Below are 13446 nucleotides of genomic sequence, written 5' to 3'. Positions count from 1 at the left end.
AGATAACAACTCGACAGGTCGCACGACTGAGATTCATGAGCAGAACAGGATCAACGGGTTTGCCACTCCAGCCGCACGCGGAAACGGAATCGTCTTTCGGGATTCCGTCCGTATTTCTCCGCTCGACGCAGGCACCTGCGCCGCGCACCCTCATCGACATCGTGCGGGCATCCGCGCAGGCCAACTCCGAAGCACCTGCCATCGACGACGGTGAGACGACGCTGTCGTACGCCGAATTGCTGGGCGAAATCGAACAGGGCGCGCGCTGGCTCGCCGATGCCGGAGTCGGCGCGGGTGATCGCGTCGGCATCCGGATGCCGTCCGGTTCGCGTTCGCTGTACGTGGCAATCCTGTCGATCCTCGCGGCCGGCGCCGCCTACGTACCCGTCGACGCCGATGATCCGGAAGAGCGCGCCGAACTCGTTTTCGGTGAAGCCCAGGTAGCCGCGATCATCACGGGTGACGGCATCGGGCCTGGCACGGCACCGAAGCGGCTGGAGCACCCACCCGTGCGCGATCCCCTGCCCGAAGACGACGCCTGGATCATCTTCACCTCCGGGTCCACCGGCACACCCAAGGGCGTCGCCGTCACCCACCTCAATGCCGCAGCGTTTGTCGACGCCGAGGCCCGCATGTTCCTTCAGGACGAGCCGATCGGGCCCGGTGACCGTGTTCTCGCGGGACTGTCCGTCGCCTTCGACGCGTCGTGTGAGGAAATGTGGCTCGCGTGGCGTCATGCCGCCTGCCTGGTTCCCGCACCACGATCACTCGTGCGCAGTGGCATGGACCTCGGGCCGTGGCTGGTCTCCCGCGACGTCAGCATCGTCTCCACTGTTCCCACGTTGGCGTCGTTGTGGCCGGCCGAGGCCCTCGAAGCTGTCCGCCTCCTGATCTTCGGCGGTGAAGCCTGCCCGCCCGAGTTGGCCGAACGCCTGGCCGTCGAAGGCCGCGAGGTGTGGAACACGTACGGACCGACCGAAGCGACGGTTGTTGCGTGCGGGGCTTTGATGGACGGCAAGAGTCCCGTCAGCATCGGTCTCCCCCTCGACGGCTGGGACCTCGCAGTCGTCGACGCTCAGAACAACCCCGTCGCAGTCGGGGAGGTGGGCGAACTGGTGATCGGTGGCGTCGGCCTCGCCCGCTATCTCGACCCGGCAAAAGACGCCGAGAAGTACGCGTCGATGCCCTCACTCGGTTGGGAGCGTGCCTATCGCAGTGGCGACCTCGTCCGGCTCGAGCTCGAGGGGCTCATGTTCCAGGGCCGGGCCGACGATCAGGTCAAGCTCGGTGGCCGACGGATCGAACTCGGCGAGGTCGACAACGCGCTGCAGAACCTTCCCGGTGTCAGTGGTGCCGCAGCCGCGGTCAAGAAGACTGCGGCCGGAAACCAAATACTCGTGGGATACATCGCGAGTACCGACCCCGATTTCGACCTCAAGGCAGCGCACGCGACGCTCAGCGAACAGTTGCCGGCAGCGCTCGTCCCGCGTCTGGCGTTGATGGACGAACTCCCGACGCGTACCTCCGGCAAGGTCGACCGCAACGCTCTCCCCTGGCCCCTTCCCGGTGCCGGCGAAGATGCCGGAGCCGCACTCGGACTCGACGGAACCGCGGCCTGGGTCGCGGGACTGTGGGGTTCCATCCTCGGCGCCCAGATCACCGGCCTCGACAACGATTTCTTCGAAGTGGGCGGCGGATCACTCTCCGCGGCCCAGCTGGTGACGGCACTACGCGAACGCTTCCCCGAGGTCACCGTCGCCCAGCTTTACGATCATCCACGATTGGGATCTCTGGCCGAATACCTCGACGAATTGGCTCCTACGGAAACCGTCGAACCACGTATCGTCACGCCCACGCCTCTGAAAACCCAACTGGCTCAGGTTGCGGCAACGGTTCCGATCACGACCCTTGCCGGTCTCCAGTGGGTTACCTGGATCGCGATCGCGAACAACGTTCTCGCGTGGTTCGTCGACGTCAGCTGGGCGCCGACGGTCTCGTGGTGGTGGATTCTGTTGGCGTTCCTCGTCTTCATCACGCCGATCGGCCGTATGACCATCGCGGTGATCGGCACCCGAGCCCTGCTGCGCAACCTACAGCCGGGCACCTACCCGCGCGGCGGCAGTGAACACATGCGACTGTGGATTGCCCAGCGACTCACCGAAGCCAGTGGCGCAGCAAATCTTTCGGGCGCACCGTGGATGTTGTACTACGCGCGAGCCCTCGGAGCCGACATCGGCCACGGCGTCGACCTGCACACGTTGCCGCCCGTCACCGGCATGCTCGAACTCGGCGACGGGTGCTCCGTCGAACCCGAAGTCGACCTGTCCGGTCACTGGATCGACGGCGATCTCATTCATATCGGTGAGATCAAGATCGGGGCCGGTGCTTCTATCGGATCGCGTTCCACACTTCTGCCCGGTGCCCGTGTCGGACGCGGCGCCGTCGTCGAACCCGGATCAGCTGTGTTCGGCCGGGTGAAAGCCAATCAGCAGTGGGCAGGTTCGCCAGCCACCAAGGTCGGCAAAGCGAATCATCCTTGGCCGTCGGAACATCCGAAGCGCGCCCCCGGCTGGGTTCCGGTGTACGGCATCACGTCCGTCTTCCTTGCCGGTGTCCCGATCTTTGCTCTCGTGGCCGGAATCGTGTTGATCGGTTGGTGGATTCGCAACACCGAAACCCTCGGTAGCGCAATTGCCCAGTCGCTCATCATGCTTCCCTTCGCGACGATTCTGAGCCTGCTGGTCTTTGCCGTCATCACGCTAGTCTCAGTACGCCTGTTGTCGATCGGATTGACCGAGGGATACCACCCCGTCCGCAGCCGGATCGGCTGGCAGGTCTGGGCCACCGAGCGTCTGCTCGACTCCGCCCGCACCTTCCTCTTCCCGCTGTACGCCAGCCTGCTCACGCCCGGCTGGTTGCGCCTTCTCGGCGCCAAGATCGGCAAGAACGTCGAAGCGTCCACCGTCCTGCTCCTTCCCAAGTTCACGACCGTCGCAGACGGCGCGTTCCTCGCCGACGACACCATGGTCGCCAGCTACGGGCTCGGCGGCGGCTGGATGCACATCGAGCACGCCAAGATCGGCAAGCGCGCATTCCTCGGCAACTCCGGAATGACCGCCCCCGGCCGACGCGTCCCCAAGAACGGGCTTGTTGCGGTGTTGTCCGCGACGCCGTCGAAGGCGAAGTCCGGATCCTCCTGGCTCGGTAGCCCGCCCGTGCGCCTGCGTCGTGCAGTCGGAGACACCGACGCGGCCCGCACCTTCAATCCCCCGACGCGTCTCAAGATCGCCCGCGGCGTCGTGGAAACCTGCCGACTCATCCCCGTCATGGTCACCTTCGGCATCGGCCTTGGCGTGCTGTTTGCACTCGAAGCCCTCGCCGGAGCCGTCGGATTCTGGTTTGCCGCCCTGCTGAGCGGCGTCGTCCTGCTGATCGCGGGCGCCGTTGCCGGGACGATCACCGTCGCGGCCAAGTGGCTTGTCGTCGGCAAGATCAAGAAGGTGGAGCATCCACTCTGGAGTTCCTTCGTCTGGCGCAACGAGGTTGCTGACGCCTTTGTCGAGACTGTTGCCGCTCCCTGGTTCGCACGAGCAGCAACTGGCACTGCCGTACTGAACATTTTCTTGCGCGGACTCGGCGCCAAAATAGGCAAAGGGGTTTGGTGCGAGTCGTACTGGCTACCCGAAGCAGATCTCGTGACTTTGGGTGACGGGGCAACCGTCGAACGGGGGTGCGTCGTGCAAACTCACCTCTTCCATGATCGGATTATGGCCATGGACACCGTCACCTTGGGAGCAGGAGCAACGCTGGGACCACACTGTGTCGCGCTACCCGCAGCCGGAATCGGCGCAGGCGCAACCGTCGGACCTGCATCATTGGTCATGCGAGGTGACACCGTTCCGCCGTCGACCCGGTGGCAGGGCAACCCCATTGCCCCATGGGCGGCTTCGTGAAGCCGAACAAGATGCTCGACGAGCCGATCGATCCGTACCTGCCGCAGAACGGCAACCGCGGATATCGCGTATCCCGGTACGAATTGGAACTGACCTACAAGGTTTTCAGTAACCGTCTGGCCGGCAAAGCCGTCATCACCGCCGTCACCACCGAGAACCGATCCAAGTTCAGCTTCGATCTTGCCCAAAACCTGCAGGTGTCCAAGGTGTCGGTCAACGGCGCCCGCGGCGCCAAGTACTCCCGCCAGAACAACAAGCTGATCGTCACGCCCGGCACCAAGATTCCCGCCGGCGGAGCGCTCTCTGTCACCGTTCAGTACACCGGAAATCCCGAACCCATCAAAGGTCTCTGGGGTGAAGTCGGCTGGGAAGAACTCACCGAAGGAACCCTCGTCGCGAGCCAGCCCAACGGGGCCGCGTCGTGGTTCCCGTGCGACGACCACCCCAGTTCCAAAGCGTCGTACCGCATTTCGATCACCACCGATTCCCCGTTCTACGCACTCGCCAACGGCGCATTGGTGCGCAAGCAAACCCGCGCCAGCGCAACCACCTGGGTGTACGAGCAGACCGAGCCCATGGCCACCTACTTGGCGACCATTCAGATCGGGCAGTACGAGCATCGGCAGGTCAGCTCCGGCCGGGTCCCGATCTTCGCGGTTCATCCACCCCGGTTGCACAACGAGTTCGACGTCGACTTCTCACGCCAGCCGCAGATGCTCGACGTCTTCGGCAAACTGTTCGGCCCGTACCCCTTTGCCGACTACACCGCCGTGGTCACCGACGACGAACTCGAGATTCCCATCGAAGCACAGGGGCTCTCGATTTTCGGCGCCAATCACTGCACCGGCCGACGCGGCTCCGAACGCCTTGTCGCACACGAGTTGGCACACCAGTGGTTCGGCAACAGCCTCACGATCGGCGCGTGGTGCGACATCTGGCTACACGAAGGCTTTGCCTGTTACGCGGAGTGGATCTGGTCTGAAAACTCTGGTGGCCCGTCGTCCGAAGCCCTTGCGGCCAACGCTTATCAAGGACTGATGCGCAAGCCTCAGGATCTCATCCTCGGCAATCCCGGGCCGGCCATGATGTTCGACGATCGAATCTACAAACGCGGCGCTCTTACCCTGCATACTTTGCGCGGGGTTCTGGGAGACGACAAGTTCTTCGAACTCCTCCGTCAGTGGACTACCAAGCACCGCCACAGCACTGTCAGCACCGAGCAGTTCACCGATCTGGCATCACGATTCACCGACATCCCGCTGCGTCCACTGTGGGACGCGTGGCTCAATCAGAAACCCCTACCGCGCCGGACCTGAGTCATCGATCAGTCCGACCTCAGCTCAGGGTTTTGAGGCTCTCCAACCTTTTCAGGATCGGCGCCCGCCATTCCTCGACATCTTCCGGACCGTTCTCGGCCCACAACTCGTAGAGTTCGGAAGTTTCGGGGTCGGCAATCGTGCGTTCGAGTGTCGCGAGAATCCATTCGCGCTGCTCCGGGGTCAAGGACGCGGTGTAGGCAACGGCATCGATACCGTCGAGTTGCTCAGGGGCCGGTAGGAGTCCGTGCGCCACCGCAACAATCTCAGCGATCGCGATTGCCGCCTGCGAATCGTCCACCTCGACGTACTCGTCGTCGACATGGCTGGTGAAATCGGCGATGTCGAACTCACCGGCCCGAACCGCCACAAGCAAATCGCCGGCCGCGTCGTTTTCGAACGGACCCGAACCCCAAGTCCCCATTGAGTATTCCTCCTGATTCGTGGGCCAGGCTCAGCCCGCCTTGACCATAGCCGATTCATCCGCCGGGAGATGCGACCGGGATTTGAACAGTACGAGTACGAGGCAGGCCGCAGCTGCCGCAGAGCCGAACAACAGGGTTGCCGTATAGCTCAGCGCCGGAATGCTTTCCGACAGCATCGCCAAGACCGCCGGAACCGCGAACCCGATGTAGGTGATCGAGTAGAACACCGCAGTCAGGCCGGCGAGGTCATCCGGCCCGGCTATGCGCTGAATCTCGAGCAGGCCGGACACCAACGCCATTCCGTACCCGCAGCCCAGGATCGCAGCCGCAACAATCGCGGCGGCAACTGTCAGCGTCGACGCTACCAAGGCCGCTGCAGCCATTCCGATTACCAGGAACACCAGCGCGACGACGGCGCCACGTGCACTGCTATTCGTGTCGATCTTGCGTCCGAGGGACTGGATCGCAAATCCGCAGGCCAAGGCAACAACACAGAGGAACGCCGAGAAGGCGACCGGCGCATTGCCACTGTGGCCGGTCATCAGCGCGGGGATGACTGCGTACCCGACACTTGCTGCTCCGAACACCCACGGCGCCAACGGAACAACTACGTACAGGAATCGGCGATGACCTGCCGACGGAATCTTCAGGTCGTCGATCAACCGTCGACGCTCGGTCTTCGGTTGCGCGGCGCGAGTCTCAGGTGCGCGCCACAAGGCAACTCCCGCAAGCACAGTGATCACGATATGCAAGACATAAGCCAACGCGCTGGGCAGTGGCGCCCACTGTGCCAACACGCCGGCGAAGCCCGCACCCAACGCAAAACCGGCGGTCAAACTCATCGCGGCACGCCTGGCACCAGAGCCCTCGGTGGCATCCGGATCCCAAGGAGCTGCAGATAGTTCCTTCACCCAGGAACCGCCGACGGCCATGCCGATTCCCAGCGCGATACCGCAGAGAATACGTCCGACAATCAGGACGGCTGCGGAATCTGCTCCGAAAGCCAGCAGCGTCGAGCCTGCGATCGCGATGAACGGGGCCGGGAGCATGATCGGGCGTCGACCCAGCCGATCGGACAGCGGGCCACCGAGCAAGAGCGCAGGAACGATCCCTACTACGTAGGCAAAGAGGAAGAAGTCGACCATCACGGGCGAATAGCCGTGGTCGATTCGGTACATCACCAACAGCGGTGTGAATTCGTTGCCGCCCCAGGCAACCGCGAACATACTGGCGGCAACCATGAGCCAGGCTCGGGCAGAACGGTTTTCCGTTGACCTGTTCGACAACAGGGTTTCGACGCTCATCACAGGCCCCCGCGCAGTCCGAGACCATGAACACGACGCATATGCGCCAGCACCGCGTCGTTGTATGCATCGGCGTCGCCGGCCTCGACAAGGCTGACCAGTTCGGCATGGTCTTCGAGAATCCTGGGGAGCTTGCCGGGGTCGAGCGAGATCGATCGTGCCGTCATGCGCCGCTGTCGATCCCGCAGACCGGCGTAGAAGGTATCGAGCAGAGGGTTATCACCCGCAGCAACGATCATCTTATGGAAATCTGCGTCGGCGGCGCTGAATGCTGCGACGTCGCCGCCGTCGGCTAGCTCGCGCTGCTCGGCCATGCTCGCCTGCAAAGCTGCAATCAATCCGCTGCGAGCCTGCGGTCGGTCAGCTACAACACGCACACTCTGCGTCTCTACCAGTTGCCGCGCCGCGACAACATGCTCGGCCTCGCCGTCCGCCACGGGGACGATCAATGCACCCTTCTTCGGGTACAGGCGCATCCACCCTTCGGCTTCGAGCCGCAGAAACGCCTCACGCACGGGAGTACGACTGCACTCCATTCGACTGGCGATCTCGCCCTCGCTGATGAGCTCACCACCGGGTAACTCCCCGGACAGGATGAGTTCCTTCACTTCGCGGAATACCGACTCCGCCGTGGAATGCAACATAGACACAAGATGTATTTATACTCCTCCGTGCAGGTCAGTAGTACACCGGCCCCGGAATACCACCGCCGACAGCAACCGCGTCACCCGTGATCGCGACGCTGCGCGGCGACGCCAGGAACGTGACGACGTCGGCCACCTCGGCGGCGTCGACGATCTTGCGAATCGAGTTGGTGGCAATCCCCGCTTCCACCTCGGCGAGCGATTGCCCCGTCAGATTTATCTCGTCTTCGATCCGTGCCTTCAGTCGTTCGGTTCGAGTCACTCCAGGATGAACCACCGTTACATTGATTCCACTGGGGCCCAACTCATCGGCCAAGTTCTTCGTCAGCGCCGAGACACTGACGTTGCGCACCGTATGCGCAATCGAGGTGGCGGTACGCGCGCCCAGGCCACTGATGTTGATGATCCTGCCCCAGCCCTGCGCCACCATGTGCGGGGCGACTGCCCGGGCCGTACGGAGATAGCCGAGAACCTTCACCTCGACTTCTCCCCGCACTACGTCATCGGTCGTCGACCAGAAATCCGTTGGCCTTCCAGCGCTCCACGGGGTTGCCGCAGAGTTGACCAGAATGTCGACGCCACCCAACGTCGCGACAACCTCACGTACCGCCGCCTGAATTGCGTCGTCGTCTCGCGTATCGGCGGCCACACCGATTGCTCGAATCCCGAACTCCGACGCCAGTTCTCGGGCCGTGTCGGTCACTGACTGTTCTGTTCGGGCAAGTATCGCGAGATCGACGCCTTCCTCGGCTAAACCTCTGGCGATCGCAAGCCCGATCCCCTTGCTACCACCAGCAACAATTGCGCGTTTTCCCGAAAGTCGAAGATCCATGCCGCGAGACTATCCACACGAGGGGAATCAGTCCCGGACAGGCGGTGCCATACGCGAAGTGACGGCAATGCGGTTCCATGCATTGATGGTCAATATGACACTGATGAGCTGAGCCAGCTCGGCGTCGGCAAAGTGCTCAGCCGCTTCGTTGTACACGGCGTCGGGGACAAACCCGTCGGTGAGAACTGTGACGGCCTCCGTCAATGCGAGGGCTGCGCGCTCCTTGTCGGAGTAGAGATCCCGGGCTTCCTCCCAGGCGTTCAGCAGGTACAGCTTCTGCTCCGTCACGCCGGCTTTGCGCGCATCACGTGTGTGCATGTCCAAGCACCATGCACAATGATTCAACTGCGACGCACGCGTCAGCATCAACTCGACCAGTATGGGATCCAGGCCCTTACGTGCAGCACTGTCCAGCGCGACCATGGCCTTGTAAACGTCGGGTGCCAGCTGTGCGATGTTGAGTCGTTGCCCTGTTGTTGTCATACCTAGAACGATAATCTCGCAATGACCCTCAAACATGGTTCAATTTGCGAGTGAATTCGTGGGCCAATCTCGGTTTCGATCTGCACATCGAACTGCCGCACGGCGTCGGCGTCAAAGCAGCGCTTCTGCAGGCACTTCGCGACGCGATCGACGGCGGTGTCTTGAAGCCTGGCACCAGACTCCCGCCGTCACGCACTCTTGCACACGACCTCGGCATAGCACGAAACACCGTGGCCGATTGCTACGCCGAACTCGCCGCAGCCGGGTGGCTCGCGACACGTCAGGGCTCCGGCACCGTCGTCGCTTCGCTCGCGGACTCCCGCAATGACGCGGCGCACGCACCATCGACAGTGCGCTTCACACACAGTTTGATGCCCGGATCGCCTGACGTATCAGCTTTTCCTCGTTCTGCCTGGATTTCGTCTGCCCGACGGGCTTTAACCGCAGCACCTAACGACGCGTTTGGCGCCACCGACCCCCGAGGTCGCGTCGAACTTCGCAATGCCCTCTCCGGGTACCTGGGCCGAACCAGAGGGGTGCGGGTAGACCCGAATCGAATAGTGGTCAGCGCCGGTTCAGGTCACGGGATCGCGCTTCTAGCCCGCACCCTAGGCGGAACATTTGCAGTGGATGCTTACAGTCTTCATCTACACCGGAAGTTACTGATCGACGAGGGCATACGAACCGTTCCTATCTCCGTTGACGAATCAGGCACGTGCACAGACGAATTGGCATCCACTACCGCCGGAGCCGCACTTCTGACGCCGACGCACCAGTTTCCACTCGGCGGACCGCTCACACCCGCACGGCGGGCAACTGCCGTCGAATGGGCGTCGAGCACTGGCGGAGTAATACTGGAGGACGACTACGACGGTGAATTCCGTTACGACAGAAAGCCCGTCGGCGCACTACAGGGGATCGCCCCACAACACGTCGCCTACCTCGGAACCGCGAGCAAGACGCTCTCGCCGGCCATTCGTATCGGCTGGATGGTGTTGCCGGACAGATTGATCGAACCCGTGCTCGCAGTCAAAGGGCCGTACGAGCGTTGGGTCAGTTCAACGGATCAGCTGACGCTGGCAGACTTCATTGTGTCAGGACGGTTCGACACTCACATTCGGAAGATGCGGGTTTCCTACCGACGACGACGCGATCAACTGGTTGCGATCCTCTCTGCGCGAGTACCCGAAGTTCGGGTCGAGGGGATCTCCGCGGGACTTCATGCCGTAGTTCGATTGCCCCGTGGCAGCGAACAATCCGTGATGGCTGCCGCGAATTCGCGCGGCCTCGGACTTGAAGGGCTGTCAACATTCCGGCACCCCGACACGTCTTCCGCCGGCTCCGACGGCATTGTTGTCGGCTACAGCACGCCATCGCCGTCCCAGTACCCTCGGGCACTCGAAATGCTCTGCGAGACATTGGAATCAGCGCTGTAACAGGGTCCGGTTCGCCTCGATTGCCCCGCCCGTGATGGTGCGAACGGTACGTTCGGTCGATCCGAGGCGACGGGTGTACCGTTCGCTCGATCCCGGGGGGTGTTTCGGGGACACGAAAAAGCCCCCCAACAATGTTGGGGGGCTTTCTCAAGTTGTGTTCGGCGGTGTCCTACTCTCCCACACCCTGTCGAGTGCAGTACCATCGGCGCTGAAGGGCTTAGCTTCCGGGTTCGGAATGGGACCGGGCGTTTCCCCTTCGCTATGACCGCCGTAACTCTATGAAACTGTCACAGTAACTAACCGTGAACCAGATCCTCCACACACCCACCGACAAGTGTCGGTGAATGATGGGGAATCGAATTCAAGGTATCTGTGTGTTGTTTCAGATACCGCACAGTGGACGCGTAGCTTCTTTGTGGTAAGTCCTCGGCCTATTAGTACCAGTCACCTGCATACATTACTGTACTTCCAGTTCTGGCCTATCAACCCGGTGGTCTGCCGGGGGCCTTACCCCCTCGAGGGGGTGAGAAACCTCATCTTGGAACAGGCTTCCCGCTTAGATGCTTTCAGCGGTTATCCCTTCCGAACGTAGCTAACCAGCGGTGCTCCTGGCGGAACAACTGGCACACCAGAGGTTCGTCCGTCCCGGTCCTCTCGTACTAGGGACAGCCTTCCTCAAGTTTCTTACGCGCGCGGCGGATAGAGACCGAACTGTCTCACGACGTTCTAAACCCAGCTCGCGTGCCGCTTTAATGGGCGAACAGCCCAACCCTTGGGACCTACTCCAGCCCCAGGATGCGACGAGCCGACATCGAGGTGCCAAACCATCCCGTCGATATGGACTCTTGGGGAAGATCAGCCTGTTATCCCCGGGGTACCTTTTATCCGTTGAGCGACACCGCTTCCACTTGCCGGTGCCGGATCACTAGTCCCGACTTTCGTCCCTGCTCGACCTGTCAGTCTCACAGTCAAGCTCCCTTGTGCACTTGCACTCGACACCTGATTGCCAACCAGGCTGAGGGAACCTTTGGGCGCCTCCGTTACATTTTGGGAGGCAACCGCCCCAGTTAAACTACCCACCAGGCACTGTCCCTGAACCAGATCATGGTCCGAGGTTAGAGGTCCAATTCGATCAGAGTGGTATTTCAACAACGACTCCACGATAACTGGCGTCACCGTTTCACAGTCTCCCACCTATCCTACACAAACCGAACCGAACACCAATACCAAGCTGTAGTGAAGGTCCCGGGGTCTTTTCGTCCTGCCGCGCGTAACGAGCATCTTTACTCGTAATGCAATTTCGCCGAGTCTACGGTTGAGACAGCTGAGAAGTCGTTACGCCATTCGTGCAGGTCGGAACTTACCCGACAAGGAATTTCGCTACCTTAGGATGGTTATAGTTACCACCGCCGTTTACTGGGGCTTAAATTCTCAGCTTCGCTCCGAAGAACTAACCGGTCCTCTTAACCTTCCAGCACCGGGCAGGCGTCAGTCCGTATACATCGTCTTACGACTTCGCACGGACCTGTGTTTTTAGTAAACAGTCGCTTCTCACTGGTCTCTGCGGCCCCACCCAGCTCAGACAGTAAATGTCGTCACCAGACAGGGCCCCCCTTCTCCCGAAGTTACGGGGGCATTTTGCCGAGTTCCTTAACCATAGTTATCTCGATCGCCTTAGTATTCTCTACCTGACCACCTGTGTCGGTTTGGGGTACGGGCCGTGTGAAAGCTCGCTAGAGGCTTTTCTCGGCAGCATAGGATCACTGAATTCGCCTCAATCGGCTACGCATCACGTCTCAGGCTTATATGCGACCCGGATTTGCCTAGGTCACGCCCTACACGCTTACACCGGTATTACCACTGACCGGCCCAGCTACCTTCCTGCGTCACCCCATCGCTTGGCTACTACCAGATCAGGTCCCGTGCATCCACCAACTCGAGACCCGAAGGTCTTCTCGTGGCTTCAGGACGGTTAGTATCACTGATTCACCATGGGCGCGTTCACACGGGTACGGGAATATCAACCCGTTGTCCATCGGCTACGCCTGTCGGCCTCGTCTTAGGTCCCGACTCACCCTGGGCGGATTAACCTGGCCCAGGAACCCTTGGTCATTCGGCGGACGAGTTTCTCACTCGTCTTTCGCTACTCATGCCTGCATTCTCACTCGTGTGGCCTCCACGGCTAGGTCACCCTGCCGCTTCCATGGCCACACGACGCTCCCCTACCCATCCACACACCTGCCAGAAAATCCTTGGATCAACTGGGGGCTATTGCGTGAATGCCGCAGCTTCGGTGGTGTACTTGAGCCCCGCTACATTGTCGGCGCAGGATCACTTGACCAGTGAGCTATTACGCACTCTTTCAAGGGTGGCTGCTTCTAAGCCAACCTCCTGGTTGTCTTCGCGACCCCACATCCTTTTCCACTTAGTACACGCTTAGGGACCTTAGCTGGCGATCTGGGCTGTTTCCCTCTCGACTACGAACCTTATCGCCCGCAGTCTCACTGCCGCGCTCTCACTCACCGGCATTCGGAGTTTGGCTGATTTCGGTAAGCTTGTGGGCCCCCTAGACCATCCAGTAGCTCTACCTCCGGTGAGAAACACGCGACGCTGCACCTAAATGCATTTCGGGGAGAACCAGCTATCACGGAGTTTGATTGGCCTTTCACCCCTACCCACAACTCATCCCCTCAGTTTTCAACCTAAGTGGGTTCGGTCCTCCACGACGTCTTACCGTCGCTTCAACCTGGCCATGGGTAGATCACTCCGCTTCGGGTCTAGAGCATGCCACTATGATCGCCCTATTCGGACTCGCTTTCGCTACGGCTACCCCACACGGGTTAACCTCGCGACATGCCACTAACTCGCAGGCTCATTCTTCAAAAGGCACGCCATCACCCCCCACACCGAAGTGTGCAAAGGCTCTGACGGATTGTAAGCGCACGGTTTCAGGTACTATTTCACTCCCCTCCCGGGGTACTTTTCACCTTTCCCTCACGGTACTAGTCCGCTATCGGTCACCAGGGAGTATTCAGGCTTATCGGGTGGTCCCG

General features: G+C 61.2%; 8 protein-coding genes and 2 rRNA genes (1 of these 10 cut by a window edge). 3 read left to right on the top strand and 7 right to left on the bottom strand.

Annotated elements, in window-relative coordinates:
• Positions 1-35 precede the first annotated feature (35 nt).
• On the top strand, positions 36-3953 hold the full coding sequence (locus KYT97_RS22295) for a Pls/PosA family non-ribosomal peptide synthetase (protein WP_219110689.1): 3918 nt from the start codon (positions 36-38) through the stop codon (positions 3951-3953).
• Entirely contained in the window at positions 3938-5269 is a 1332-nt protein-coding gene (locus tag KYT97_RS22290) for a M1 family metallopeptidase (protein ID WP_095888122.1), read from the top strand. Before KYT97_RS22295 ends, KYT97_RS22290 begins: the two co-directional genes overlap by 16 nt.
• Positions 5270-5288: 19 nt before the next feature.
• Here KYT97_RS22290 and KYT97_RS22285 read toward each other — a convergent pair whose 3' ends face one another.
• The 5 genes from KYT97_RS22285 to KYT97_RS22265 are packed head-to-tail and all read right to left on the bottom strand — an operon-like array spanning position 5289 to position 8957.
• On the bottom strand, positions 5289-5693 hold the full coding sequence (locus KYT97_RS22285; RefSeq protein WP_141486602.1) for a DUF4259 domain-containing protein: 405 nt from the start codon (positions 5691-5693) through the stop codon (positions 5289-5291).
• 30 nt (positions 5694-5723) lie between these two features.
• Positions 5724-6998, bottom strand: a complete 1275-nt coding sequence (locus tag KYT97_RS22280) for an MFS transporter (protein ID WP_045068247.1) — start codon at positions 6996-6998, stop codon at positions 5724-5726.
• On the bottom strand, positions 6998-7642 hold the full coding sequence (locus KYT97_RS22275; RefSeq protein ID WP_092805972.1) for a GntR family transcriptional regulator: 645 nt from the start codon (positions 7640-7642) through the stop codon (positions 6998-7000). Before KYT97_RS22275 ends, KYT97_RS22280 begins: the two co-directional genes overlap by 1 nt.
• Positions 7643-7676: 34 nt before the next feature.
• A complete protein-coding gene (locus KYT97_RS22270; RefSeq protein WP_219110688.1) occupies positions 7677-8474 on the bottom strand; it encodes an SDR family NAD(P)-dependent oxidoreductase in 798 nt (265 codons plus the stop codon).
• A gap of 27 nt (positions 8475-8501) precedes the next feature.
• Positions 8502-8957, bottom strand: coding sequence for a carboxymuconolactone decarboxylase family protein (locus tag KYT97_RS22265; RefSeq protein ID WP_219110687.1), 456 nt, complete (start codon positions 8955-8957; stop codon positions 8502-8504).
• 50 nt (positions 8958-9007) lie between these two features.
• Here KYT97_RS22265 and pdxR point away from each other — a divergent pair, with 50 nt between their 5' ends.
• Positions 9008-10393, top strand: coding sequence for a MocR-like pyridoxine biosynthesis transcription factor PdxR (gene pdxR, locus KYT97_RS22260; protein ID WP_219110686.1), 1386 nt, complete (start codon positions 9008-9010; stop codon positions 10391-10393).
• Between the two features lie 156 nt (positions 10394-10549).
• Here pdxR and rrf read toward each other — a convergent pair.
• Both rrf and KYT97_RS22250 read right to left on the bottom strand, forming a co-directional pair.
• A 5S ribosomal RNA gene (gene rrf / locus KYT97_RS22255) occupies positions 10550-10666 on the bottom strand.
• Positions 10667-10807: 141 nt separating this feature from the next.
• A 23S ribosomal RNA gene (locus KYT97_RS22250) occupies positions 10808-13446 on the bottom strand (it continues 495 nt past the right edge of the window).

The sequence above is a fragment of the Rhodococcus globerulus genome (genome assembly GCF_019334125.1).
GTDB lineage: Bacteria > Actinomycetota > Actinomycetes > Mycobacteriales > Mycobacteriaceae > Rhodococcus_F > Rhodococcus_F globerula.
This window is presented reverse-complemented; position numbering and strand designations above follow the sequence as displayed.

Coding starts and splice junctions, on each gene's coding strand:
- KYT97_RS22295 (WP_219110689.1), top strand. CDS start 36: ATGAGCAGAACAGGATCAACGGGTTTGCCACTCCAGCCGCACGCGGAA.
- KYT97_RS22290 (WP_095888122.1), top strand. CDS start 3,938: ATGGGCGGCTTCGTGAAGCCGAACAAGATGCTCGACGAGCCGATCGAT.
- KYT97_RS22285 (WP_141486602.1), bottom strand. CDS start 5,693: ATGGGGACTTGGGGTTCGGGTCCGTTCGAAAACGACGCGGCCGGCGAT.
- KYT97_RS22280 (WP_045068247.1), bottom strand. CDS start 6,998: ATGAGCGTCGAAACCCTGTTGTCGAACAGGTCAACGGAAAACCGTTCT.
- KYT97_RS22275 (WP_092805972.1), bottom strand. CDS start 7,642: ATGTTGCATTCCACGGCGGAGTCGGTATTCCGCGAAGTGAAGGAACTC.
- KYT97_RS22270 (WP_219110688.1), bottom strand. CDS start 8,474: ATGGATCTTCGACTTTCGGGAAAACGCGCAATTGTTGCTGGTGGTAGC.
- KYT97_RS22265 (WP_219110687.1), bottom strand. CDS start 8,957: ATGACAACAACAGGGCAACGACTCAACATCGCACAGCTGGCACCCGAC.